This window comes from Rhodanobacter sp. PCA2 (genome assembly GCF_013620825.1).
In the GTDB taxonomy this organism is placed as follows: domain Bacteria; phylum Pseudomonadota; class Gammaproteobacteria; order Xanthomonadales; family Rhodanobacteraceae; genus Rhodanobacter_A.
Genome location: NZ_NJIC01000034.1, coordinates 19,126 through 43,246 on the forward strand (window position 1 = coordinate 19,126; position 24,121 = coordinate 43,246).

Genomic DNA, 24,121 nt, shown 5'->3' on the forward strand with positions numbered 1-24,121 from the left:
CTCCTTGCCGGTCTTGCCGCCGGGGCGCGGCAGAACGTGCGGATTCCGCTGGCCTGCTTCGCGCAACGCGGCGTGGACCTCGCGCATGTCGAGGTGCCGTTCGAAGTTGCCGCCGATGCGCCGTTTGCCGCTTCCTTCGCCGACATCCGCATCAGCACGACGGTGGCGGCGAACAGCAAGGAATTGTCGTGCCCGAGCGTGGGGGCTCGGTGACCGTTGCGACGTGGGTGTACCGATCGAGCAATCACTGAATATCCGGGGAGAACAGAAGTGAACAAGCAATCCATGCAAGCGCAGGCACGCAGCACCCACCAGCCACGGCGGTTGTCCTTCGCGATCGCGCTGACCCTGCTCGCGGCCGGGCAGCTGCACGCGCAGACCGCGGCGCCCGCGCCGCAGGAGAACGACCAGGCCGCGCAGGCCCGGGAAACCGACAAGAAGCCGGCGACCAAGCAGGACGCCGCGGCCAAGAAGAACGTCACCCAGCTCACCGGCATGACCGTCACCGGTTATTCGGGCAGCTTGAGCCGCGCGCAGGAAATCAAGCGCTATGCCGACACGGTGGTCGATGCGATCTCGGCGCAGGACGCCGGCTCCCTCCCCGATACCTCGGTGACCGAAGCCCTGCAGCGCGTGCCGGGCGTGGCGGTCAGCTCCTTCGGCATCGCCGCCGACCCGGACCACTTCTCGATCCAGGGCTCGGACGTCAGCCTGCAGGGCCTGCCCTACATCAACACCCTGTTCAACGGCCGCCAGGTGTTCTCCGCCGGCGGCGGCCAGGGCCTGAACTTCGCCACCGTGTCGCCCGAGCTGATCGGCTCGGTGGTGGTGAGCAAGAACCAGACGGCGGACATGCTGGAAGGCGGCATCGCCGGCTCGATCGACCTGCACACGCGCAAGCCCTTCGACAGCAACAAGGACACGCAGGCCGCCTTCACCGTCGGCAACTACTGGGGCAGCCTGGCCAAGCGCGGCACGCCGCAGATGGCCGGCCTGCTCAGCCACAACTGGAATACCGAGGCCGGCCGCTTCGGCGTCCTGCTCAACCTGGCCTACGACCGCATCAACCAGTCCGACAACGCGATCTCGGTGGTCAACTTCAACCGCCGCTGCAACGGCTGCACGCTGCCGGGCTCGTCGGTCGTCGGCGCCTTCCCCGGCGTCGCCGCCGGCCAGAGCGTCTACGTGCCGATGGGCGGCGACCTGCGCACGCAGAACGAAACCAGCACGCGCTTCGGCCACGTGCTGGCGGCGCAGTGGGAAAGCCCGGACAAGTCCCTGCAGGCCACCCTGGAATGGGCGCGCGCCTCGGACACGGAAACCACCTTCGAGCACACCCTCCAGGTTTCGACGGATGGCTGCGCCTGGTCGGATCCCAACGAATGCGGCATTCCGCTGGCGGGCACCTCGCCGGTGTTCGATTCCAACGGCGTGTTCCAGTCCGGCATCGTCACGGCGCTGCCGAGCCAGTACAACTATCCGTCCACCTACGGCGGATTGCCGACCCAGCTCATCACCGCCGCGTTCCGCGACCGCTACGTCACCAACGACTACAGCCTGAATGTGAAGTGGAACGTCAACGACCGGCTGCACCTCAGCGCCGACCTGCAGGACACGAACTCCACCTACGACAAGTTCTACTACTACATCCGTCAGTTGACGATGGCCAACTGGGACGTCGCCCTGCACGGCAACAACGTGCCGAGCATCAGCGTCCTTTCGCCCAACCCCAACCAGACGACGGCGCAGTATTTCGCCGATCCCAACAACAACTTCTGGGCGGCGGCGCAGGACCACTACGGGCACTCCTGGGGCAACCAGCGCACCTTCCGCCTCGACGGCACCTTCGACGTGGACAAGGGACTGCTGAGCAACATCCAGTTCGGCTTCCGCCACGCCGAACAGCGCGAGACCCTGCAGAACTCGTCGTACAACTACGTGCCGGTCAGCAACCCGAGCCCGGACACGACCGTGGTGACCGCCGGCGACACCCCCGGGTACGTCTCGCCGTACCACGTCAACCTGCCGGCGTTCGGCGGCGGCGATTTCGGCGTGGTCGCGCCCTACTTCAACCTCAACCCGCTCACGCAGTTCGAGCAGGCCGTGGCTGCGATGAAGGCGGCCAACGCGATCTACATCGCCCGGAACCCGGGCAACTCCGGCAACCCCTACTACACCAACTTCGACCGCCAGGCGGCGTTCGCGAGCAACGTCTTCGTGCCCGGCACGTATTACCTGCCGCAGGAGGTCTCCTCCAACCAGGAGAAGACCAACGCCGCCTACGTGCGCCTGGATTTCGGCAACGACAACACCGATTTCCTCAGCGGCCTGCGCATCAGCGGCAACATCGGCCTGCGCTACGTGCACACCCAGGAAGATTCCGCGGGCTTCCTGGTGCTGCCGAACATGCTGCAGACCCTCAACGGGCAGACCATCGCGCAGTACTGCCAGACCAGCGGTTCGGGCCCCGCGCCGCAGCCGGGCACGTTCTGCGCGCTGACGTCGGCCCAGCAACAGGAATACATGCAGTTCGCCAACGGCGCGTTCACGCCGATCAGTTCCAGGAACTCCTTCAACAACTGGCTGCCCAGCTTCAACATCGCCATCGGCTGGACCGACGACCTGATCACCCGCTTCGCGTTCTCCGAGTCGATCTACCGGCCGACGCTGGTGCAGCTGATGGCGGGCCAGTCGGTCAGCGGGCTGCTGCCCTACGGCACCAACGGCAGCACGGCGCCGACGGTGTCGAACGGCTACAACGGCTCGAACCCCTACCTCCTGCCCATCACGGCGCACAACTTCAACCTGACCCAGGAGTGGTACTTCGGCAATGTCGGCTCGGTGTCCGCCACACTGTTCTACAAGCAGCTGAACAACACCATCCAGTACATCACCAACGTGGTCGACACCTCGGTGACGAACAACGGCGTGACCTATCCGGAGCAGTACACCGCGGGCCTCTCGAACCTGCGGCAGAAGGGCAGCGTGCAGGGCGTGGAGCTGGCCTACCAGCAGAAGTACGACTTCCTGCCGGGCTGGCTGTCGGGCTTCGGCACGCAGATGAACTACACCTACATCACCTCGCACAACCTGGGCTTCGGCTCGGTCAACTTCTGCCCCGTCGGCTACGTGGCCGCCACGCAGTGCATCAACCAGCTCAAGCTGCCGCCGTCGGGGCTGTCCCGCAACAACTACAACTTCACCGTGTACTACGAGAAGGGCCCGCTGGCGGCACGACTGGCCTGGAACTGGCGCTCGAAGTTCCTGATCACGGGTTACGAGGCGGACTATCCGTTCCTGCCCGTGATGGGCGCCGCGCAGGGCCACCTGGATGCCTCCGTGGCATATGCGCTGAACGACCACGTCAAGATTTCGCTGCAGGCGGCGAACATCCTGAATTCGACGTTCAAGACCCGCGAGATCATCAACACCGCCGGCGTGTCCGTGCCGAAGGGCTTCTTCCGCGACGACACCCGCTACAACCTCAGCCTGCGCGCGAACTTCTGAGCCCCCGCGTTCCTCCCCGGGGCGGCGCATGCCCAGGCATGCGTCGTCCCGGGGACCTGCTTCGCCGCCCCTCGACGAGCACGGGCGGCGGCACTTCGCAACGGCAAACACCGACCGTGCGGGTGCCTTTCATCGGCACGCCCGCCCCGCGATCCTTCGCGGCATCGCGCCGGAAATCGTCCGCCACGCGCACCGTGCGACAAGCCCGCTCCTCGCGTCGAGGCGACCATTCCGTGTACGCCGCGTGACGTAGTTTCCTTGCGATGACACGGCATGGGGGTTCGCGCAACGCCGCCGTTCGCCGTTCACGCACCCACCACTCCCGCTGCCATAAAAAGACCCACCTCCCCCCAGCGTACGAGGTGGCGACCGTGGACAGGAATCGTGTCGAAGGCATCAAGAAAGAGATCAAGGGTTCGATCAAGGAAGGCGTGGGCAAGGTCACGGGCAACAAGACCAGGGAGCTTGCCGGCAAAGTGGAAAAGAACGTCGGCAAGGCGCAGAACGCCGTTGGCAAGGCCGCCGACGAAGCGCGCGACGCCAACAGGAAGCGTTGACCATCGAGCGCGGCGCTGCGGCGCCGCGCATTTTTTTGAGCGAACACCATCCGCCATGCTCCAGCTTGATCCCCCACTGCCGCTGAACACGCCCAAGGGCGAGGGCTTCGCCCACATCCTTGTCGATTACGGCCCCGAGTCCGACCTCTACTGGACGGTGTTCATCACCGAAACCGGCGAGATCTGGACCTTCGCCAACCGCGAAGTCCGCGCCTCGAAAAACATCACCCTGGGCCGCATGTATCCCACCGCGCCCGCGCTGTCGGGCGGCGCCGCGATCAAGCCGCTCGCTCCCGCGAAGTAACGCCGAAGCAGCGCGTTGCCCGCCACGCCGCTCGATGCGGTTCGCGCAAGTTGCGCCGGCGGCCTCTCCGCCGCCGTTCGCCGCGCTCCCGCGCCGGGTTTGCGCACGGCCGCGTCGCCCATGCGTCGCCCGTCGCTCCCGCGTGTTCCGGTCGCAACCGGTCGAACTATCCCCGGTCGGCAAGCCACGCTGCGACAATGCCCGTTCGTGGCCCAGGCCGAATCTCGAAGCGCGGCCCCATCGCCGCGCGTCCAACCAGGGAGCACCGCATGTTGATCCGCAACGAAACCGCCCAGGACATCCCCGCGATCGGCCGGCTCATCACGGAAGCGTTCCTCACGCTTCCGCAGGCCAGCGGAACCGAGGCAAGCATCGTGGAGGCGCTGCGGACGGCACACGCGCTTGCGCTCTCGCTCGTGGCCGAGGACGCAGGCGAGGTGGTGGGCCACCTGGCCGCCTCCGCAGCGCGGATCGGTACGCAGGACGGCTGGGCGCTGATCGGCCCGCTCGCCGTGCTGCCATCACGGCACCGCCAAGGCATCGGCAGCGCCCTGATGGCCGAGGCCTTGCGCCGCCTGCGGGCGACCAGCGTGGGCGTGGCGCTGGTCGGCGACCCCGCCTACTACGGCCGCTTCGGCTTCCGGACATTCCCCGGGTTCGGCGTGGCCGGCTGCCCTCCCGAAGTGGTCCAGGCGCTGCCCTTCGACGGCGCCGAACCGCGCGGGGAACTGGTTCATCACCCGGCGTTCGGGCCGCATCAGCCGCAGTGACGGGCCAACGGGGTCAGGTTCACTTCATTCGAACCTGGAAGCGAACCTGACCCCGTTTCACTCAAACGGCGAAGTCGACGATCACCTTCATCGCCTTCTCGTCGGCGGCGTGCTTGAAGACGTCGTAGGCCTTCTCGATCTCGGAGAAGCCGAAGTGGTGCGTGGCCAGCTTGTCCATGGGCAGATGCCCGGAACAGCAGGTCTTCATCAGCATGTCGGTGGTGTTGGCGCAGACCAGACCGGTGGTGATGGTCAGGTTCTTGATCCACAGCTTTTCCAGCGCGAAGTTGACCGACTTGCCGTGCACGCCGACGTTGGCCAGGTGGCCGCCCTCCTTCACCACGTGCTGGCAGATGTTCCAGGTCGGCTCGACGCCCACGGCCTCGATCGCGCAGTCGACGCCACGCCCGTCCGTCAGCTCGAGGATCCGCGCGATGGCGTCTTCCCTGGCGGAATCGACCACGTCGGTCGCGCCCACTTCCTTCGCCATGGCCAGACGGTTGGCGTCCATGTCCACCACGATGATGCGGCTGGGGGAGTAGAGCTGGGCCGTGAGGACGCAGCTCATGCCCACCGGGCCGGCCCCGACGATCGCCACCGTGTCCCCGGGCTTGATGTCGCCGTTCTGCACGCCGATCTCGTGCGCGGTGGGCAGCGCATCGGAGAGCAGCACCGCCACGTCCTCGCTCAGCTCCGGAGGCAGCAGATACAGCGACGTGTCCGCGAACGGCGTGCGCACGTACTCGGCCTGCGTGCCGTCGATCATGTAACCCATGATCCAGCCGCCATCGTTGCGGCAGTGCGCGTAAAGCTGCTTCTGGCAGTTCTCGCAGGTGCCGCAGCGGCTGACGCACGAGATGATGACCTTGTCGCCCTTCTTGAAGCGCTTGACCGCCGAACCCGTCTCCTCGACGACGCCGATGCCTTCGTGGCCGAGAATCCGGCCATCGAAGCGGCCGGTCTTCTGCTGGGCAACCGCGGCGATCTCGGGGTTCTTCCCCTTCCAGATCCCGAGATCCGTCCCGCAGATCGTCGTCTTCGTCATGCGAATCACCGCATCCGTGGGTTCCAGCACCTTCGGAACCTCGCGATCCTCGACACGGATGTCGTTTTCGCCGTAATACACCATCGCCTTCATTGTCCGCGCCATGAGAACTCCTTCGGCCTGGCCGAAATAGGTGGGAGGCTGGCAGACGGCTTGCGCGCACACGGATCGACCCGGACCAGGAAGCCGAAACCACCCACCAACCGATGCGTGTCCACCAAGCGGCCTGCTTCCTGCTGTCGCTCCGCTAGTTGTATCTGGAGGCGGGATCGATGGTGTTGACGCGGGTCAATTGGGTCGCGCGGGGCTCATCGTTGGCGCGGCATCGGAACAACCCCTAGGCCAAAACGGAGCGCGAACGGGGCGGGTTCGCTTGATCCGGCCTCGGTAGTGAACCTGACCCTGTTGCTGCTCGCTTGACGGTGCCGCGGCGAGCGTGGAGCATGGCGCGCACATGTCCCGATCCGCGGTCTACTGCGCGTCAGGCACCAAAAAACTTCTCTGCCGACGTGGCGGAACTGGTAAACGCATCGCTACAGCGATCCTGCGGGGGCTTCCCCACAGGTGCAGGTTCAATCCCTGCCGTCGGCGCTATCGGTATCTGCAACGCAGCCATCGTCTTGCCGGTGGGAAGTGCTGGCTCACGGCGCTCCACTGTTCGTACCTGGCGGCCCTTCGCCGCCGCTCAACTCAGACTTCAGGCCTGTTACGGAGGACCAGCCCATGCGGAAATACCTGGCAGCAGCAACCTTGGCGGCAACACTGATTGCCGGTTGCGTCACCACAAGCGCTCGGGATGTCCCCGTCCGGATCGACTCTTCCAGCCCGCAGGCAGCCGAAGCTTCGTACAAGGCGATGATGCAGGACCGGTCGGAAGCCGATCAGCAGAAGCTCGCCCTTGCGGTTCTCATGCTCAACATGCAAGGCGTGAAGAGCGCCCACGAGGTGGTGAACAAGCCCGAACTACAATCGCCGACCATCACCCGCATTCGGCAGAAGGTCGCCGGCATGACCGCCGACGAGATCATTGCGCTGGCGGCCCAGAATCCGTCGGTTCGCGTGGCCCCCGCAGGCAGGTAAAGTCCGGTATCGGGTTTGCGAAAGCCCGTTCCGCTGCCGCATGGCCCAGGCCCCAGACTTCGGAGGCATCATGAAAAAGCCGCTGACTTATGCTGTCTTTGCGCTCGTCTACTTCCTGCTGTGCTTCGCGGCCGAGACGGTCGCCAGCGACATGGATTCGCTGGCCATCGCGAATTCCGTGCGCTATGCGGGGGCCGTGGTTGCGGCACTGATTGCGCTGGCCATCGCGCGGCGGATGGGACCGGTCTCGGTCACGGGCGTGCTCGTGGCTGCAGCCATCGGTACGCTGGCGATACTCGCCGCAAGCTTCGGGCTTCTCGCCAGCCTCGCCGCCAGGACGGACCCCGCGTTCCACCTCTCCGCCGGCATCGTTGTGTTTGCCCGCATCGGCGGCTGGGGTCTCGCTCTGAATACAGTCGCAAGCATCCTGCTACCCGCCGCCCTACTGCTCATGGGTGGTCGAGGTCGAAACAACACGCAGGGAGTCACGGCCTGATCCAACCACTGGGTCAGGTTCACTTGCTGCATGGAGGCGGCGGGGAGAGTGGAGGGTGCAATCGGAACAGCTTGGGGACCAAGAACGGAGCCAGAACGGGGGCGCTTGATCCGGTCTCGGAAGTGAACCTGACCCTGTTACCTGTACCTGGACCCTGTTACCTGCACAGACACGCCCAGCCAAAGCACCCCGCCCATCAGAGCAAATAGCTCACTTTTGTTCCATCCAGGCTGATATGCCCCGCCATCTTCAGGGCGTCCACTAAGGCAACCACCTCCTCCCCTGTCATCTGCTTGGAGAAAAGTGCATGGATGGTGCTGGTCAGGGTCTTGATGGAACGAGGCTTCGCTGCACCCCGCTGACGGAGGTTCGCCAAGATGAGGTCGAGCTTGTCCTCCACCTTCCCGACCTTAGCGACTTGGCCAGCTTTAAGCAGCGGGATCTCATCGACGTCTTTGGACCGACATGCGAAGACCTTTTGCGCCTTCAGGTGCTTGATGAGGGGGTCGAACCCCGAATCCTTGCTGATGATGTGGAAGAACGCGTTGGCATCCTGGGTAGCGAGTCGACCGATGTAATACGCGATGTGAAAGTCCAGCGCGTTGGGGCCATTGCCAGCAATCTTGATGTAGTGCGCATGCTCCCCAATTGCCTGCATCGCCTCAGCCACCTCGAATGAAACCTTCGTCTGGTTGGCTCCCACGAACAGATACACCTTGAAGGCAAGGTCGCCTTTCAGAACAGCCAAAGTCTTTGGCTGCACGTTCTCATAATCGATGAGGACATAGTTTGTCTTCATGGCCCCTCCCAAGAACACAAGAACAGAGTCAGATTCACTTGCTGCGCGGGAGTGGCGGAGAGAGTGGTGAGTGAGTAACTTCTCGCCCCACCAACGCCCGCGGCGCCTGGTCAGGTCAGAAAGTTTGACCTCCCAGTTTGACCAAGTGGGCGAAGGCTATCGCTCTTCCATCTGACCGAGCAACCTCTCCGGTGCACCACGCTCATACCAGCCCTTTGAGCGGTTCACGATGCGCACCACTGAGAGCATCACAGGCACCTCGACCAGCACCCCCACCACAGTGGCCAGTGCGGCGCCCGAGTTCAACCCGAACAAACTGACCGCTGCGGCCACTGCCAACTCAAAAAAGTTGCTAGCGCCGATCAGGGCCGAGGGACCCGCCACGCAATGCTCGACACCCAACCAACGGTTCAGCAGATACGCGAGCCCTGAGGTGAAGTAGACCTGCACCACGATCGGCACCGCGAGCATGGCGATGATCAGCGGTTGAGCCAGGATTTGTTTGCCCTGGAACCCGAACAGCAGCGTCAAGGTGATCAGCAACGCTCCCAGTGACACGGGGCCCAGGCGATGCAGCCACTTGACCAAAGCCACCTCCCCGCCGCGCGCCAGGATCATCCGCCGCAACACCGTGGCACCGATGACCGGCACCACGATGTAGAGCGCCACTGAAAGGACCAAGGTGGCCCAGGGCACGGTGATGGCCGACACGCCCAGCAACAACGCGACCAACGGCGCGAAGGCCACCACCATGATCGCGTCATTGATGGCCACCTGGCTGAGCGTGAAGTTCGGCTCGCCCTGGCACAGGTTGCTCCACACAAACACCATGGCCGTGCATGGTGCAGCGGCCAACAGGATCAGGCCCGCCACATAACTGTCCACCTGCGCCCCTGGCAGATGCCCGGCAAAGACGTGGCGCAGGAAGAGCCAGGCCAGCAGCGCCATCGAAAAAGGTTTCACAGCCCAGTTGATGAAGAGCGTGACGCCGATGCCTTTCCAATGGCGCCCCACCTGGCGCATGGCGCCCAGGTCAATCCGCAACAGCATGGGCACGATCATCAGCCAGATCAGCACCGCGATCGGCAGGTTCACCTTGGCCACTTCCATGGCACCCAGCGCTGCAAACGGCCCCGGCAACCAATGCCCCAGCGCGGTGCCCAACACGATGCACGCGGCCACCCACAAGGTCAGATAGCGCTCGAAGAACCCAATGGTTGGGCGAGCGGCCCCCTCAGACATGCGTGGCATCCTCGGACTGAATGAAACCAATCCGGTCCAGGGCCAGCTTCAACGCTTTGCGGTCCGCCCAGATTTCCGGCGACAAGGTGAGGAAGGCCATGAGGCGCGCCTGGATGGTGGCATGGGCCTGCGCGAAGGCCGCCCGTTTTTCAGCGTCGCCCCCTTCGACCGCAGCGGGGTCCGGTAGCCCCCAGTGGGTGCGCACAAAGTCACCGAAGAACACCGGGCATGGCTCCGACGCCGCGCTGTCGCAAACGGTCACCACCAGATCCAAGGGTTCGGCACCGTCACCCGAAAACTCATCCCATGACTTGCTGCGCAGGCCGGCCGTCGGTATGCCCGCCGCAGCGAGGGTCTCCAACGCATAGGGGTTGATCCGACCCGTGGGCTGACTGCCGGCGCTGAATGCTTCGAACCGAGCGCCACCCCAGGCGTGCAAGGTGGCCTCAGCCAGGACACTGCGAGCGGAGTTGCCCGTGCAAACGAACAGAACGCGGTGGGTCACGAGCAATCCTCAGGGGGTCAGCAGCAGGCGTCGCCGGGCGAGCACGCCATGGCCACCGGGGCGCATTCGGCTTGCGGGCTGCCCGCGCAACAGTTGTGGGTCAGGTAAGCGATCAGGCCGTTCATGGCCTCGAAGGCCGCCCGGTAGCAGACGAACCGCCCCTGGGGTTCTGCCGTGATCAGGCCGGCGTGCACCAGCTCTTTCAGGTGGAAGGACAAGGTGGCGCCGGGCATGCCCAGCTCGTCACCGATGTCCCCGGCCATGCGGCCTGATGGCCCGGCGACGACCAGCAGACGGAAGATGGCCAGGCGCTTGGCGTGGCCCAGCGCGGTCAGGGCGGCGATTGCATCGTTCATTTCCATAAAACTAGAATAGTCGAATCATTCGACCCTGAGCAAGCCCGTGAACCCGGATCTTCCCCACCTTGATCTTGACCTCCTGCCGGCCCCAGACCTTGCCCGGCTGACTTGTACCGCCAACGATCACCCACCCCGCATCCTGATCCTCTACGGCTCCCTGCGGCCCCAATCCTTCTCCCGGAAGCTCGCCCTGGAAGCCGAGCGGATCCTGCGCCACCTGGGCGCCGAAACCCGGGTGTTTGATCCCCACCAGTTGCCACTGCTGGACAGCGTGCCCGCCACGCACCCCGAGGTGCAGCGACTGCGGGAGTGGTCCAACTGGTCAGAAGGTCAGGTGTGGGTGAGCCCCGAGCGCCACGGCACGATCACGGGCGTATTCAAGAACCAGATTGACTGGTTGCCCTTGGAAGATGGCAGCGTGCGCCCCACCCAGGGCCGCACCCTGGCCGTCATGCAAGTCTGCGGCGGGTCGCAATCCTTCAACGTGGTGAACGCCCTGCGGGTGCTCGGCCGATGGATGCGCATGGTGACCATCCCGAACCAGTCGTCCGTGGCCAAGGCCTGGCAGGAGTTCGACGAACACGGCCGCATGAAGCCATCCGCGTTCTATGACCGTGTGGTGGACGTCATGGAGGAGCTCGCAAAGTTCACCCTTATGGTGCGTGGGCGAAGCGATTACTTGGTCAGCCGTTATAGCGAACGGAAAGGTGACGCTGCCCAACGTGCACTCAGCCAGGCGGCCGGGGCGGTGGAGAAAGCCTGAGCCCATGATCTGTCCATGGCCGCCATCAAGCGCCGGCGACGCCCGGCGCTCGATGACGGCCCGCCCGAAGGGCAGTTCTTCGCTAAGGCGACTGCTGCGGGGCCCCCAGCCTGCTGACAACCTGGGGGTGTCGTGCAGGAAACATCCCTCTTAGTTCCAACATCGCCTCTTGGACACTGTTGTAGATCAACGGAAGCTCGTTTGCCTTGCTTTCCTCCACGACATACATGTGGACGGCCCCGAATGCTGCCGATGTTCCCTTCGAGGGTAACTCGTTGAGAGTTTTAACCGAGCGCTCTATGACTAGACGTGCCTGACGATCGCCTTGTTCGATCGCCTGCAAGGTCTCGCCCACCGATACCACCAATATCGACACCCCAGATCTCTTGTCCCGGAAGAGAATGGAAACCCCATATTTCTTCGCGTTCTTTTTGGCAAAGAGGGCCCCCAATGCTTTGCGCAACTTGGGGCGAAGCGTGATGTCCCACACTTCATCAAAGATCTTCTTGGTGACGTAACCGCCACTTACCGTCGCAACAGCGGTGTAGAGGCCTTCGAGATCGGTGAGGGCTGCGAAAAGGAGTGGCGCCGGCGCTGGGAGGTTCTCCTCCTCATCCATATCCCAACCATCACTTACTCCCCGTGCAAGGTATTGCCTCCGGAGCTCCTGCACCTCGTCATCAAGGGGCTCAGCGACGGCCCTGATGAAGGCCGCACCACCCAGCACGTAGAACTTTTCCGATATGACGATGCCATTGAACTCGGGCATGAACCCCTCTCCCTAGATATTGCAATCCGGCCCCAAGATCTCAGTCAGGCGCCGCAGCATCAACCATTCGGTCCAGATTTCCGGGAGGGGCCTTTGCGACCGCCCCCAAGGGCCTTCTCAACCTCAGTGGCCCAGGCAACCAAGTCGCTGCCACACGCATGGCACCAGTCCCGGATCTGCAAGGTATCCATCTTGGCCCCCCGCTCAGCCGCGCTCACATAGCTCTGCGTCCGGCCCAAGGCTTCCGCGAACTGCACCTGGTTCATTCCGGTGCGCTCCCGGAATGCCCTGAGGAGCTCGATGACGACCTGATTTTCCGGGCGATGGATGGACTTCGCCGGACGGCGGGCTGCTTTTTTGGCGGTGGCCATGGCCTTCTCCAAACATCGGGATCGGCCACAAAACTATATGCGTCAAGGCGTTATGCATTTACAGCATACTCGTTTATCCAGTATTAGAATATTCTCGATCCCAGATGGTTACGCTCGGTCTCGCCAAGGACGGCGCGGGCGGCCTTGGTGACAACCCATCGCCCGCTCTAATCACAGGGGTTCCCCATGAAAACTATTCTGCAAACCATCCTGGCCATGGTGGCCGTGCTCGGCGTTGCCGGCTGTGCCACAACCATCGGCAAAGATTACGACCAAGGCAGGGTCGCTCAGTTTGTGCCGCATCAAACCACGTTGGATCAGGTCCTCACCGCGCTCGGTCAGCCGCAGGAGCGTGAAACGGAAAGCGACGGCAACACCCGCCTCCACTACCAATACATCGTTAGTAAGGGGAGCGTGAGCGACTATGTGCCCTTTGCCCCGGTCAAAGCGAACACGAGCGACAAGGACACCTATCTCTATTTCGACCGCAACGGGAAATACCTGCGGGCTGAAAACACCCAGTCAAACCAGTGAAGGGGATCATCATGGGCATCCTGATCCAGATGGTTCGCATCGCCCTGGCTGTCGTGGCTGGCTTCATCGCCGGCTGGCTCCTGTTTTTCGTCGTCGGGCTTCGCTTCCTGCCGCCCGGCTTACTGGTGCCTGGCTGCATGGTTGCGGCATGGGTCCTTTTGCCGAGGCTTTTCCCGACCTTCAAACCCCAGCCCAAAGCCAAGAACGCCGGCCCGATCACGCTGCACGTGCACGGCCGTTCTTTCGAGGCCACTCACCACGCCAAGACCGTGGCGATCAACGCCGTGACCAGGCAGGTCTGGTTCCGCGACACGAAGGGGCAGGAATGGCTGCTCGATCGGGAGGATATCCGCCGTTGGCAACATGAGTGGATTGATCAACCCAATGGTTACGGCAAGATCTGGCACAACGACAACTACCTGATCCTCACAACGAACGACGTGGATCACCCAACCCACAAGATCAAGATGGGCAGCCACTTCCAGCACGAACTGGCGAAGGAATGGCATGCCCGCCTGACGGCGCTGCTGAACCCCTGACCACTGTTCTCCGCACCAGGCTTGGGTGACACGGGAAGTCAGGCGAACACCGCCGATGCACCGTGAACCTAGGGGCCGCCTCCGTTGGGGGCGGCTTTTTCTTTGGTGCGAAACGAGGGCTACAAGAGCCTGTTTCGCATGCACGGCTGCGTCACTCAAAAGCTATCCCGCTGGCGGGCCAGCGCATACACTCTGAACCTGGCTCCCCCTGAGTTAAGTCCTCGGACTTTCTGGTGCAGATAGGAAGGCGCAGAGCGTAAGGAGACGACATGGACATTGCTTATTGCGAACCCGCCGGGCGTGCGATCTACGCAGTTGATTTTGCCGATCTTCCAGCGGTCGAACGCGAAACATGGAGGCATCACCTCTCATGCACCGAGTGTGGCAATCCCGCCGTATTTCGTAAGCAATCCAGAGATGGGCGAGCAGCATGCTTTGTGGGCAAGCCGCATGTCGACGGATGTGGCTTGGCAAGCGAAGGTGGCACCACGCACGGGGACGGTGGCACAGAGGAACACGACGAACTGTTCAATCCCGGCGACCACATCGTCATAGACCTTCGTTTGGATCTGGACGATGCGAGCAAAGGACTGGGGCCACAATCAGGGCAGCCACACCATCGAGGTGGGAAAAGCTTTGGAGCGGGAGATGGAATGCGCCGTGCATTGATGCATCGGACGCTGCGCACCCTGCTCCGCACCTTACTTCGTGTCCCAGAGTTCGCCGCCTCAGCACGTCTTATCGAACTTGAACGAAAAGTCACACTGCCAGCCAGTCAGTTCTTCGTTGAGTTTGGTAATGCTCGTGCAGTGCCGACAGATCAGCTGCGGGGCTTTTGGGGCAAGATTGCATCTGCTCGCATGAAAGCCGGGACGATTTGGCTCAACACCGGCGGACGGGGATCACCGGGGCTACCTATTGACGCAGCTGAACTAGATAACGTGCTCCGCATTGCGAGGGTCGACGAGCTGTCTTCTCTGGAAGGTGCCCACATGTTGTTTGTTGGTCGGCGCAAAGAGGCAACCAGTCTGGCAAAGACACCTTATTTCCAAATGGACGATCTCACACGGATCGCCATCCTCGTGGCCAAATGAACTCCTGTCGCGCCGTCGAGATAACTGTCACGCTGTTGGTGTGATCGTCGTCCACTTTCTGCCGAGCGGTTCCACACTCGCGGCCATCTTGTTCAAGCACAACGGCCAACTCCGATCAGCGTAGGCATCTGGCTATTCTGGTCCACCTGACCACCCGTGCTTGAACACGCTGGCCACACAAGGCGTAACAGGCTGAAAGGATTGATTTCCCTCCTGGCCACCGGCGGCAATGCCATGTGAGCTAAAAGATGCGCCTCCGACATCGGGGCCGCAGTCATGCTTGAACCAACTGACCACATGATGGATCCCGCTGGCCACCCGAAAACGGCTTGTTTTCAGGGCTAACGTGCGTGTGGCATGCATCCACACAACCGGCCAGCGTGTTCAAGCACAGGTGGTCACGTGGTCCACAAACATCCCCTCACTTAGATCAATCCCAAAAAGAAACGCGCCTCGTGGGCGCGTTTCTAGGCAGGCATGGTCATGCGCTTCTCGTTGGTGGCTTGGGCCGTTGTAACTCGATCACTTGGACCCTCTCGGCCAGACGGCTACACACGGCGTCTGCCGTCGTCGTGTCCTCGAGGTAGGTTTCCCAATCCTGCAAATGGTTGGGCGACACCACCAGGGTGGCCCTACCGTGGCGACGGCGACTGTCCAGCACCTTCAACAGGTCATAGCCCTGGGACATCGTGGTTTTCTGGGCCGCGAAATCATCGAGGATCAACAGGGGCACACGGCTCAACGACCGAAACTGTTTGGCACGTGCCGCTCCTGCCGGGGTATCCCCCAGCGTTTCCAACAGGTCCGGCGTGCGCCAATACGTCACGCCGAGTTTCAACAGCATCGCTTCACGTCCCAGGGCGCTGGCCACAAACGTCTTGCCTGCACCACTCGGCCCCATGATGACCACCTGGTGCCCTTGCCGCACCCAATCGCAACTGGCCAACTGGCACAATACCCGGGGCGGCAATCCGCGCTGGGTGGTCGCGCGCACGTCGGCCACACAGGCCATCGGCAAATCCGCCTCTCGGAAGAACCGTTCCACACGATGGTCCGCAGCGTCTTGCTTCTGGGCCAGCACCAGGGCTTCGACACACTCCAACGAGGGCCGGTCATGGTTGCCCGGTTGATCCATCCATTCCTGCAAACACGCCGCCATCGCACCCAGTCGAAGGGCGCGCAAATCTTTCAAGGTCTCGGTCAACATGCGGCCTCCTTAACCCGCTGGGCGAAGGCCTTGGAGCCCTGCGCATACCGATGGCGAGGCCGGGTGGTCTTGGTCGGCGCACCGGCCTGGGATTGCTTGCTCAGGATCCGGCGAAGTGTCCCGAGTGAAACGGTGTTGAGGTGAAGCGCCTCACCTGCCGCCTGGTTCAACGCCAGCGTTCCATGTTTTTCGGCCAAGGCCTTCACTTCATCGCAAGCGGGCAACGCGGCGAGGGGGTGAGATTTGCCGATGTGGTTGCGCACGAACTGCGCCACCTGCGGCCCGGCTTTCTTGGCCCACGCCACCATGTGTTCCGGCGTGCGCTCCGACCAAGCGCGGTGATCGTCGGTGAGGTGAGCGGGATCCGTGGTGTGGCCACCCCGCTCGAAACTGCGCGTATGGCTGGCGACCTCCTCGGTTTCCTTGAAAATCCCCACGCGGTCTGCCGTCAACCTGGCGGTCAGACGTTGCCCCGTCAGCGCATGCGGCACGGAATAGTGGTGATGGTCGACGCGGACGTGGTAATCCTTGGGCACCCGCGGGATCGCCACCCACTTGGCATACACAAACGGCTCGACGGGCAACGGCTGCAAGGCCTGGCGTTCCGAGGCCTCGAACCGTTCCCATCGGCTCTTCCGATACTCGGTCATGGGCCGCCGGTTCAGTTCGTCGAGCAGTTCCGCCAGCGATGCGTTGAGCTCTTCGATCGAATGATGGGTGCGCTGGTGCAAGCGGGCCACAATGTGGTCCTGGACGATGCCCACCGACGTCTCCACCGTGGCCTTGTCTTTCGGTCGGAACGGTCGGGCCGGGTTGATGGCGATGCGGTGATGCCGGGCGAACTCCTTGTAGGACGCTTGAAGCACAAACTGTTTGCCGGCGTGCACCACGGCCGACTTCAAGTTGTCGCACACGATCGTCAAGGGTGCGCCACCGAAGTAGGCCAGCATGTCCACATGTGCCTGGATGAAGTCCGGCACCTTTTGGCTGGGCACGCACTTGGCAAAGATCAATGATGATGCTGGCAAGGTCGCCACGAACACCTGCACCGCCACCAGCTTCCCGGTCGTGGGATCCAGATACGTCGGCAACGGGATCCGCTTGAACCCCGCGAAATCCACATAGGCCTTGTAGCCTGGCTCATGGGACATCCGCATGCCGGTGGGCAGCGTCTTCCGGTAGCGGCGCATCCGCGCTGCCAACTGGGAATAGGACAGCGTGCCGTGGGGATCTTCACGCCGGTAGTCCTCCCACAGCACCTGCAACGTGACTCCGTCATCCAGGCGTTGTTGGATCTCGGCCAAATCCGGAACTTTCCGGGTCTTGTTGCCATTGGGATCTCGGTTGAACCGTTGGGTCAGTTTGGAGGGCGCCAGGTGCGCCAGATCGGACCATCGCAAGTGCTTGGCATCGGCCAACCGTCGGTAGCGTCCCACCGTGGTCTTCGACACACCCACAGCGTCAGCGATCTCTCGATCGGACATTGGGGTGGTGAGCACCAAGCGGACGGTGTCGTGGATTTTCATCAGCAAAAACTCCTCCCGCCAGCGGTGTCCCGACCGTTGGCGGCTGTTGTAGGCAAAGGGGGATCAGGCCGGCGCCGCGGAGCGCGTGGCGTCGACTTGACAGGGGGAGGGGTTGGGCCTAGAACAGGCGGCGCAGTGATGGGACCAACCGCACCGCACAGAAGGGTCGAGAGTTCACGCTCTCGGCCTTTCGTTTTTCTGGCCGAGGGGAAACGTCAGTGAGGGGGTTGCATGAGGTTGGCCTCCGGGCTCGTCTGGAACAGGGTCACCCTGCGGCGCAGGGTTCCAGAGTTCTAGCCTCGGCAGACATTTTGTCAATCGACGAACCGCCCTCCACCTCACGTTTCCAAGAAAATCCTTCAATCTGAAGGATTTAGGTCAGACCAGCCGCAAGGCGTCAGGCCTGCCTTGGCCGAACGCCAGACCAATCGGTTGCTGTAAAACGTTCAGAGAAGTGAGAAAGTTCTCCGTCAGTCTGGACAGGGGAACTTCCATGGAGCTGAAAGCACACGGCTACGTCGTCGGCAGCAACTCAGAATGGCTGGATGATCTCCCAGCGGAGGGAAACGACCTCGACAACCTCATCAAGAAGGCCCGGCGTCACATAGAGCCATGGTTGTCCGCAGTCTTCCAGGCAGAACACTTGAACCTGTTGGTTGGTAGCGGTTTCTCCGTCGCCCTTGCTGCACTAGCCCATGCTGCTGGTGCTGGAATGGGCTACGAAGATTTAGGCACCACCTTCGATGAAAAGATCAAGGCGCATGCCGAGAAGACAGCAGCAGCCATGGGCCGCGGCAACCCAAACATTGAAGATCAGATCCGCTCTACCTTAGTGCTCGTGGAGGCGTTAGACCTCACCGGAAAGGCAGAGAGGGCGGCTGAAATCAAAGCAGCGCTCGATGCACGATTGAAAGACTTTCTCAATGCTGTTTTGGAAACAGAACGGGGAATCGCCACCGCCGAAGATGCACACTGGAAAGATACCGTCTCGGTCCTCCAATCCTTTCTACTCAGCTTTGCCAGCCGCTCTTCATCGAGAGAGCGCTTGCATGTGTTCACCACAAACTACGATCGCCTCATTGAATACGGCTGCGACCTAGCAGGTCTTCGCACCATTGATCGTTTTGTGGGCGCGTTGGAGCCGGTATTCCGCTCGTCCCGGCTAGATGTGGACTACCACTACAACCCTCCCGGTATCCGTGGCGAACCACGCTTCATGGAAGGCGTGCTCAGGCTAAGTAAGCTGCACGGTTCATTGGACTGGCACCTGGATCCACGCACCCGTCGCATCGTCCGGCGCGGCATTTCATTTGGTGCAGACGCCGACCATCCGGCAGTCCCGGACAATCCGGTGGATACGGTGATGATCTATCCAAACGCGTCGAAGGACGTGGAAACGTCGGCCTATCCCTATGCCGAGTTGTTCAGAGACTTCGCCGCGGCGTTGTGCCGGCCAAATGCCGCGCTCGTGGTCTATGGCTACGGTTTTGGCGACGATCACATCAACCGTGTTCTGGCCGACATGCTGTCGTTGCCATCAACCCACCTGGTGGTGTTTGCATATTCGGTGGATGAACGGATTAAACATTTTCTGGCCCAGGTGGCGCGACCAGCCCAAATCTCCTTGCTGGTCGGCTCTCACTTCTCCAACTTGCGCCAGATTGTTGAACATTACTTGCCGAAACCTGCGATTGATCAAGTGACAAGCCGAATGGCGGAGCTGTTGAAGAACCGCGCGCCGATCAAACAAGACGAAGCCGCCGCAGCAAATGAAGCCGCAAACAACGGAGACGAAGAATGACCACGCCGATGGAGCAACTGGCGGGGTTAGTGATCGGCACCGTTGAAGCCGTGGCTCCCAGCGAGGTGCGCGTTGTTCTTGAAGCCACCGCACCGCAGAGCACCGCTTTCAATACAGGCACCCCCGTTTCATTTCCGCGATTGAACAGCTACGTGCTGATCCCGAACGAAGCCGGCTCCACGGTTGGCTTTGTGGCATGGATCGGGACCGAACGTGCCACGATCGCCAAAGGTCGTGGTCAAGCTGAAATGGGGTTGGTTGATCTCCCCTTCCCGCAACGCCGCATGGTGGTCAACCCCATTGGCACACTGATCAGCAGGAAGGAGCCGTCCTCTGGTGAAGTTGAACTTCATCTGGAACGTGGCGTGATCGCCTTTCCATCAGTGGGTGATCAGGTGCTTATTCCGACACCCGCACAAGTTGCGGCCATCGTCGGTGCTCATGATCTGAACCGGCGCGTGCGCATCGGAACCTCTCCCATGGCGGCTGATGCTGCCATCATGGTCGATCCTGACAAGATTTTCGGCCGCCACTTGGCTGTCCTTGGCAATACAGGAAGCGGCAAGTCTTGCTCCGTGGCCGGCTTGATCCGCTGGTCGCTTGAAGCGGCCGCATTTGCCCGCCAAAAAGCCGAGGAAGACGGGCCACCCAATGCCCGGTTCATCGTGCTGGATCCCAACGGCGAATACACCAAGGCATTCCAAGACATTGCCGGGGTTCGGGTGTTTCGTCCAGGTGATGCGAACAATCCTCTTCAAATCCCTGCATGGCTATGGAATAGCCATGAGTGGGCGGCCGTCTCTCAGGCGCAGCCGGGCACGCAACGGCCATTGCTCAACCAAGCACTTAGAAACCTGCGTGCAGGTCGAGCGGCACGGGAAGCGGCAGAAATCACCGCGACCAGACAACTTCATCTTTACAGCACGAAGATCAACGTCTTTCTTGCCGACGGGAGTGGCAAGTCATACTCGGACTTTCCGGGCAACAAAAATGCAGGTGACACGCTGACAGCAATGGTGGACACCATGCGGGACTTGTCCGCAAATATTGTGCCTGCGGGTGATGCTCAGGATGCAATCACAGCCATTGCGGATGCAGCGGAACAACTCGCTGATCAACACAGAAATCAAAACAGGCAAAATCCGCACAGTCCATACTATCGGGACTTTTCTGTCGCGGACTTTCGCCCTTTTGTGCAGCTTTTCGAGACGGCAAAAGGCCACTTTCCGCCCCCGGCCGAAGACACTGAGGGTAGCGAGGACGCCCCGATCCCATTTGACGTCGGACAGTTTGCCAACTACATCGAGGACATGGCCGCCAGCGGCACGTCCAACGCGAACATCACCAACTTTATTTCTTATCTGACACTGCGTATTCGAAGCATGGTTTCGACTCCTGCGCTTCGACCGGTGATCCTCCCAGAGGGTGAGGTCACCTTGACGGGCTGGCTCGAAAATCACATTGGCGCCAGCAGGGTGGCCAATGGTTCTATTGCGGTGATCGACTTGTCCATGGTGCCGTCCGAAGCCACCCACATCTTGATTGCCGTTTTCGCACGCCTAGTTTTCGAGGCGAGCCAGCGATATCGCAAACAGCGTGAACATGGGGAACCGCTGCCAACCGTTCTGGTTCTGGAAGAAGCCCACACCTTCATCAAACGAGGAAGAGATGACGACGACGGCTTGCCATCTCCTTCGCGCCTGTGCCGAGAAGCATTCGAACGAATCGCCCGGGAAGGTCGAAAGTTTGGCGTGGGTATGATCCTTTCTTCCCAACGGCCCTATGAGTTGTCCCCAACCGTTCTTGCTCAGTGCAATACCTTCCTTCTTCACCGCATCGTCAACGACAGTGACCAAGACCTGGTGCGCCGACTGGTGCCAGACAATGTTGGGGGAATGCTTCGGGATCTACCGAGCCTGCCTTCACGCCAGGCCATCTTGCTCGGCTGGGCGACACCGCTGCCAGTGTTGGTCGAGATGACCGAGCTTGATAAGAGCCAACGTCCGCAGTCCGCCGATCCAGATTTCTGGGACGTTTGGACCGGTAAGGTGGAGCGCGACGTGGACTGGAATGGCGTTGTTGCTGACTGGATGGGTATTTGATCCATCTGTAACAGCAGTGGCATGTGTGAAACTTCAACCACCGATGCGTATGTCCATGGACCTTAGAAAGACATCAAAACGAGAACTGGACGAGGTCATTGCCTATTGGCAGAGCTGCCCTCGATGCTCCGGGCACCTCGAAGAGGCATCGCTCATAAAGTTTCTGGAAATCTTCACCCCACACCAAATCAAGGGCGCAATGTATCTGGCCACTTCTGCCGGCAGACCAAACTACTTCAAATATCTATGCGGCATCCTGCATAACTGGCGACGTGATCTTGAAAGTGGCGTAACGCCAAGATACTTCGACATCTCCGAATAGCAGTTCGCCACTTACCACCACACGAAGTCAGATTGCCTTTTGGATTTCATCTCATGACCGAACAGAAACCGATCACACAAGCCGATTTGGACATGATCGCCAGGCTCAACACTGAGCGGTTTTCTGCTGATGATCTGCTGGAAGTGTCGGATCTCATTCACGACCTTCCGCCGGAAGCGCGAAACTGGGAAGGCCGCATGTTCTTCTTGGCAAAGCGGTTCCGCGGTCAGCACTATCGCCTGATGGCAATCGACTACCGCCTGACCGCCATGGCCGAGATCATTGCGAAGAACGTGCTGCCTCTTGGCGTCCTTCCGCAAGCTGCCGATGGTTCACACACAGTCAGCGAATGCGTGTTTGAAGCTGCTGCTGTGGAGCCCATCCTTATGCGAAAAAATGACCCTTTCTTTGAACCGAACTCCTTTCTCCGCCGAGTTCTTGAACTGTCTGATACCGATGGTAAGGCGTGATATCAAACCAGCCGCCGCGGACGTAATGCGACAACTGGCTGAGGCACCAACGCCGGCGGTTCCAGCGGGAAGTTAGCACCATCAAGCTTGACCGCTTCGGGGACCACCGCGACCAAGAACTGTTTTTCTTCATCGTTGGTTACGGACATCAACATGGGCAGCAAGTCGGGCGCCAACGCCTGAACCTCAACCAGAGTTTCTTTGAGCTGCCCAGTCTGCTGCTCCTCTTGTTGCTGGATCTCCGAACCTTCCAGGGCCAAACCATCGAGATATGTTTGGTGGCGACCCTTCGTCCCTTTCAGTTCCCGCACCCGGCGCTCCTGGACTTCAAGGGCATTGCGTAGTGTCCGCCATGCAGCGGGCTTGCCTTCTTCGTTTGTGGCTTTCTTAGCCAAGAACATCAACAACGGGTGGGCATCCTCCCAGTCCGTCAGCCGTTGCCTTGTCGCCGCACGCATGGCCCGCGCGCCGTCCAACTGGCAATCAGTGTCGAGCTTCGCAGCCATCCGTCGCCCTCGATCCTCTTCATGAACTCGGAACCGATCCGCCAGCTCGGCCAAGGCTCCTAGCACTCGCTGGATCACCTGGACCCATCGGAGCACGCGGGCCAACACCTGGTGGCCCTCCGGCGTTTCCGGGATGGGAGCGGCGGCCCGGAACCGGGCGACCAACGATCCGGGCTCGCCATCGAGAAGCGGCATCAGAACCACTGGGGCAACGGTGGGTGGCGGAATGATTTCGCCAGGCGCGGCCGTCTCAGGCTCGGGTCTGGCCTCGCGGGCTGTTTCCCTCGCCACATCCTCCATGGCGCGCCGGTGCTGTTCGTCGAGCACCACGGCATGGGCGGCCTCGTAGACCTTCGCCGGGATCACGATGTCGCCGCGCAGGGCATCCCCGCGCCGAGTGAAAAATCCCCGTCGCTCCATGGCCGTCACCGCTGCGCCCAAAGTGGGCTGCGGGGTGATGGGCAAATCTTGGCGTGCATAACTCAGGTGGGTGTAGTCCGCTGGCAATCCATTCGCCGCGGTGTAGCGATTGGACAACGAGGCCCAATGCTCATTGAGGCGCTCCACGAACGCCCCAGACGTGTTCTTGTTCGAGAGCAACACCAGCTTGGCGCCCAGCCCCCAGTTGGAAGCGCCGTCCTCCCCTTGGATGTCTTCCAGCCGGCGGGTTGGAAAATAGAGATGCGCATGGAAGCCCTGCTTGTCAGGCGGCTTTATGTTGCCCAAGGCATCAATCTCCGCATCGCGGTGGAGCCCCAGGGAAACCGCGGTATGCAACTCGGTGGCGATGAACCGCGCCATGTCTTCGGCGAGATCGCCGGCTTGTTGGTCAGTCAGGCCGAAAGGGATGGGGATGCGGTAGTCGCGCGCCACCTGGCTATCTTTCCGCTTCTCAGCCGCCTCGACCCTGTTCCACAACTCTTCGGGATCGGTGGCCCAAACCGGTGCGTCATCAGGAGCAATGGTAAGAGCCCGGACAATCTCTTCGCCGATTTTCCGCCGGCGGTAGTCGTGCCATTCCCCGGTGCGCCGATCGTAGAGACGCAAGCCCAGGCGGTAGGCGACCCCAGCGATGGCCGAGTGACCGGCCTTGCGGAAGTGCGTTTCGAGGTGGGGGCGGGCATGCAAAGCCATGGCGGCGTCCTTGTCGGAAGGCCACCCAGAAGCGAGTGGCAATCGGTCGTCCTGACCGTGAAATCGTCGGGCGGCGGCCGTGCAGGCCCACCCCACGAAACCATCCAAGCAAAGTTCTTCGGCATGTCAAGTTTCCTTGACATGTGAGTGTGACGCGCATCAACGATCTAAGCTGCGATCACCACACCATCAACAGGAAAGCGTCATGAAGCGCGACGAGTTGATCGAGAAGATATTCATCGTGAAGCGTCCTCGTTTTTCCGAGTCACCCGGAAGTAGAGGTGGTTGATGATGCCATGGCGTAGGTGACGGGCGAGAG

24 protein-coding genes and 1 tRNA gene are annotated in these 24,121 nt (G+C 61.6%); 15 read left to right on the forward strand and 10 right to left on the reverse strand.

Translation table 11 applies throughout. The annotated features are described in order from the left end of the window. The 5 genes from PCA_RS17610 to PCA_RS11840 all read left to right on the forward strand — a co-directional run. On the forward strand, positions 1 to 213 hold a 213-nt coding region (locus PCA_RS17610; RefSeq protein ID WP_255436816.1), incomplete at its 5' end, for a putative glycoside hydrolase. 57 nt (positions 214 to 270) lie between these two features. Then, on the forward strand, positions 271 to 3,507 hold the full coding sequence (locus tag PCA_RS11825; RefSeq protein WP_343204443.1) for a TonB-dependent receptor: 3,237 nt from the start codon (positions 271 to 273) through the stop codon (positions 3,505 to 3,507). A 371-nt stretch (positions 3,508 to 3,878) separates the two neighbouring features. Next, entirely contained in the window at positions 3,879 to 4,064 is a 186-nt protein-coding gene (locus PCA_RS17615; RefSeq protein ID WP_181302843.1) for a CsbD family protein, read from the forward strand. 55 nt (positions 4,065 to 4,119) lie between these two features. Then, positions 4,120 to 4,368, forward strand: coding sequence for a hypothetical protein (locus PCA_RS11835; RefSeq protein ID WP_181302822.1), 249 nt, complete (start codon positions 4,120 to 4,122; stop codon positions 4,366 to 4,368). A 272-nt stretch (positions 4,369 to 4,640) separates the two neighbouring features. After that, positions 4,641 to 5,138, forward strand: coding sequence for an N-acetyltransferase (locus PCA_RS11840; protein ID WP_219918763.1), 498 nt, complete (start codon positions 4,641 to 4,643; stop codon positions 5,136 to 5,138). Positions 5,139 to 5,199: 61 nt separating this feature from the next. Here PCA_RS11840 and PCA_RS11845 read toward each other — a convergent pair whose 3' ends face one another. Further along, complete coding sequence (locus tag PCA_RS11845) at positions 5,200 to 6,288, reverse strand: zinc-dependent alcohol dehydrogenase family protein (RefSeq protein WP_181302824.1); 1,089 nt, start codon at positions 6,286 to 6,288, stop codon at positions 5,200 to 5,202. A gap of 398 nt (positions 6,289 to 6,686) precedes the next feature. Between PCA_RS11845 and PCA_RS11850 the strand changes: the two genes are divergently transcribed. From PCA_RS11850 to PCA_RS11860, 3 genes are all read left to right on the forward strand, one after another. After that, positions 6,687 to 6,774 (forward strand) — tRNA-OTHER (locus PCA_RS11850). A gap of 132 nt (positions 6,775 to 6,906) precedes the next feature. Next, a complete protein-coding gene (locus PCA_RS11855) occupies positions 6,907 to 7,263 on the forward strand; it encodes a DUF6694 family lipoprotein (RefSeq protein WP_181302825.1) in 357 nt (118 codons plus the stop codon). 70 nt (positions 7,264 to 7,333) lie between these two features. Next, the gene (locus tag PCA_RS11860) at positions 7,334 to 7,759 is read left to right on the forward strand and encodes a hypothetical protein (RefSeq protein ID WP_181302826.1); all 426 of its coding nucleotides are present in this window, start codon (positions 7,334 to 7,336) and stop codon (positions 7,757 to 7,759) included. 196 nt (positions 7,760 to 7,955) lie between these two features. On the opposite strand, the gene PCA_RS11865 is transcribed toward PCA_RS11860, so the two are convergent. From PCA_RS11865 to PCA_RS11880, 4 genes are all read right to left on the reverse strand, one after another. Beyond that, a complete protein-coding gene (locus PCA_RS11865; protein WP_181302827.1) occupies positions 7,956 to 8,558 on the reverse strand; it encodes a PIN domain-containing protein in 603 nt (200 codons plus the stop codon). Between the two features lie 156 nt (positions 8,559 to 8,714). Continuing rightward, positions 8,715 to 9,800, reverse strand: coding sequence for an ACR3 family arsenite efflux transporter (gene arsB, locus PCA_RS11870; protein WP_181302828.1), 1,086 nt, complete (start codon positions 9,798 to 9,800; stop codon positions 8,715 to 8,717). After that, positions 9,793 to 10,305 carry an arsenate reductase ArsC gene (locus PCA_RS11875; protein WP_181302829.1) on the reverse strand — a complete coding sequence of 171 codons (513 nt, stop codon included), beginning with the start codon at positions 10,303 to 10,305 and terminating at the stop codon, positions 9,793 to 9,795. The genes arsB and PCA_RS11875 overlap by 8 nt, the downstream gene beginning before the upstream one ends. Positions 10,306 to 10,322: 17 nt before the next feature. Further along, positions 10,323 to 10,667, reverse strand: a complete 345-nt coding sequence (locus PCA_RS11880) for a metalloregulator ArsR/SmtB family transcription factor (protein ID WP_181302830.1) — start codon at positions 10,665 to 10,667, stop codon at positions 10,323 to 10,325. 28 nt (positions 10,668 to 10,695) lie between these two features. On the opposite strand from PCA_RS11880, the gene arsH reads away from it, so the two are divergent. After that, complete coding sequence (gene arsH / locus PCA_RS11885; RefSeq protein WP_181302844.1) at positions 10,696 to 11,427, forward strand: arsenical resistance protein ArsH; 732 nt, start codon at positions 10,696 to 10,698, stop codon at positions 11,425 to 11,427. Positions 11,428 to 11,509: 82 nt separating this feature from the next. Here arsH and PCA_RS11890 read toward each other — a convergent pair whose 3' ends face one another. Continuing rightward, positions 11,510 to 12,196: a hypothetical protein gene (locus PCA_RS11890; protein ID WP_181302831.1), complete on the reverse strand. Its 687-nt coding sequence runs from the start codon at positions 12,194 to 12,196 to the stop codon at positions 11,510 to 11,512. A 59-nt stretch (positions 12,197 to 12,255) separates the two neighbouring features. Further along, on the reverse strand, positions 12,256 to 12,567 hold the full coding sequence (locus PCA_RS11895; protein WP_181302832.1) for a helix-turn-helix transcriptional regulator: 312 nt from the start codon (positions 12,565 to 12,567) through the stop codon (positions 12,256 to 12,258). Positions 12,568 to 12,753: 186 nt separating this feature from the next. On the opposite strand from PCA_RS11895, the gene PCA_RS11900 reads away from it, so the two are divergent. The 3 genes from PCA_RS11900 (at position 12,754) to PCA_RS11910 (ending at position 14,734) form a co-directional block, all read left to right on the forward strand. After that, positions 12,754 to 13,101, forward strand: a complete 348-nt coding sequence (locus tag PCA_RS11900) for a hypothetical protein (protein ID WP_181302833.1) — start codon at positions 12,754 to 12,756, stop codon at positions 13,099 to 13,101. 11 nt (positions 13,102 to 13,112) lie between these two features. After that, positions 13,113 to 13,640 (forward strand): hypothetical protein, encoded by a 528-nt coding sequence (locus PCA_RS11905; RefSeq protein ID WP_181302834.1) that lies wholly within the window; start codon positions 13,113 to 13,115, stop codon positions 13,638 to 13,640. 269 nt (positions 13,641 to 13,909) lie between these two features. Next, entirely contained in the window at positions 13,910 to 14,734 is an 825-nt protein-coding gene (locus PCA_RS11910; RefSeq protein ID WP_181302835.1) for a hypothetical protein, read from the forward strand. Between the two features lie 481 nt (positions 14,735 to 15,215). Here the strand turns inward: PCA_RS11910 and PCA_RS11915 are convergent, their stop codons facing one another. Next, positions 15,216 to 15,941: an ATP-binding protein gene (locus tag PCA_RS11915; protein ID WP_181302836.1), complete on the reverse strand. Its 726-nt coding sequence runs from the start codon at positions 15,939 to 15,941 to the stop codon at positions 15,216 to 15,218. Beyond that, complete coding sequence (gene istA / locus PCA_RS11920; RefSeq protein WP_181302837.1) at positions 15,935 to 17,467, reverse strand: IS21 family transposase; 1,533 nt, start codon at positions 17,465 to 17,467, stop codon at positions 15,935 to 15,937. The genes PCA_RS11915 and istA overlap by 7 nt, the downstream gene beginning before the upstream one ends. A gap of 493 nt (positions 17,468 to 17,960) precedes the next feature. Between istA and PCA_RS11925 the strand changes: the two genes are divergently transcribed. From PCA_RS11925 to PCA_RS11935, 3 genes are all read left to right on the forward strand, one after another. Next, the gene (locus PCA_RS11925) at positions 17,961 to 19,268 is read left to right on the forward strand and encodes an SIR2 family protein (protein WP_181302838.1); all 1,308 of its coding nucleotides are present in this window, start codon (positions 17,961 to 17,963) and stop codon (positions 19,266 to 19,268) included. Next, positions 19,265 to 21,370 (forward strand): DUF87 domain-containing protein, encoded by a 2,106-nt coding sequence (locus tag PCA_RS11930; protein ID WP_181302839.1) that lies wholly within the window; start codon positions 19,265 to 19,267, stop codon positions 21,368 to 21,370. Before PCA_RS11925 ends, PCA_RS11930 begins: the two co-directional genes overlap by 4 nt. A 375-nt stretch (positions 21,371 to 21,745) precedes the next feature. Next, positions 21,746 to 22,162, forward strand: coding sequence for a hypothetical protein (locus PCA_RS11935; RefSeq protein WP_181302840.1), 417 nt, complete (start codon positions 21,746 to 21,748; stop codon positions 22,160 to 22,162). Positions 22,163 to 22,164: 2 nt separating this feature from the next. Here the strand turns inward: PCA_RS11935 and PCA_RS11940 are convergent, their stop codons facing one another. Continuing rightward, positions 22,165 to 23,802, reverse strand: coding sequence for a MobA/MobL family protein (locus PCA_RS11940; RefSeq protein WP_181302841.1), 1,638 nt, complete (start codon positions 23,800 to 23,802; stop codon positions 22,165 to 22,167). Between the last annotated feature and the right edge of the window lie 319 nt (positions 23,803 to 24,121).

Bases quoted from the DNA above. Each gene is read 5' to 3' on its own strand.
- PCA_RS11835 (WP_181302822.1), top strand. From the start codon at position 4,120: ATGCTCCAGCTTGATCCCCCACTGCCGCTGAACACGCCCAAGGGCGAG.
- PCA_RS11845 (WP_181302824.1), bottom strand. From the start codon at position 6,288: ATGGCGCGGACAATGAAGGCGATGGTGTATTACGGCGAAAACGACATC.
- PCA_RS11855 (WP_181302825.1), top strand. From the start codon at position 6,907: ATGCGGAAATACCTGGCAGCAGCAACCTTGGCGGCAACACTGATTGCC.
- PCA_RS11860 (WP_181302826.1), top strand. From the start codon at position 7,334: ATGAAAAAGCCGCTGACTTATGCTGTCTTTGCGCTCGTCTACTTCCTG.
- PCA_RS11865 (WP_181302827.1), bottom strand. From the start codon at position 8,558: ATGAAGACAAACTATGTCCTCATCGATTATGAGAACGTGCAGCCAAAG.
- arsB (WP_181302828.1), bottom strand. From the start codon at position 9,800: ATGTCTGAGGGGGCCGCTCGCCCAACCATTGGGTTCTTCGAGCGCTAT.
- PCA_RS11880 (WP_181302830.1), bottom strand. From the start codon at position 10,667: ATGGAAATGAACGATGCAATCGCCGCCCTGACCGCGCTGGGCCACGCC.
- PCA_RS11890 (WP_181302831.1), bottom strand. From the start codon at position 12,196: ATGCCCGAGTTCAATGGCATCGTCATATCGGAAAAGTTCTACGTGCTG.
- PCA_RS11895 (WP_181302832.1), bottom strand. From the start codon at position 12,567: ATGGCCACCGCCAAAAAAGCAGCCCGCCGTCCGGCGAAGTCCATCCAT.
- PCA_RS11900 (WP_181302833.1), top strand. From the start codon at position 12,754: ATGAAAACTATTCTGCAAACCATCCTGGCCATGGTGGCCGTGCTCGGC.
- PCA_RS11905 (WP_181302834.1), top strand. From the start codon at position 13,113: ATGGGCATCCTGATCCAGATGGTTCGCATCGCCCTGGCTGTCGTGGCT.
- PCA_RS11910 (WP_181302835.1), top strand. From the start codon at position 13,910: ATGGACATTGCTTATTGCGAACCCGCCGGGCGTGCGATCTACGCAGTT.
- PCA_RS11915 (WP_181302836.1), bottom strand. From the start codon at position 15,941: ATGTTGACCGAGACCTTGAAAGATTTGCGCGCCCTTCGACTGGGTGCG.
- istA (WP_181302837.1), bottom strand. From the start codon at position 17,467: ATGAAAATCCACGACACCGTCCGCTTGGTGCTCACCACCCCAATGTCC.
- PCA_RS11925 (WP_181302838.1), top strand. From the start codon at position 17,961: ATGGAGCTGAAAGCACACGGCTACGTCGTCGGCAGCAACTCAGAATGG.
- PCA_RS11930 (WP_181302839.1), top strand. From the start codon at position 19,265: ATGACCACGCCGATGGAGCAACTGGCGGGGTTAGTGATCGGCACCGTT.
- PCA_RS11935 (WP_181302840.1), top strand. From the start codon at position 21,746: ATGACCGAACAGAAACCGATCACACAAGCCGATTTGGACATGATCGCC.
- PCA_RS11940 (WP_181302841.1), bottom strand. From the start codon at position 23,802: ATGGCTTTGCATGCCCGCCCCCACCTCGAAACGCACTTCCGCAAGGCC.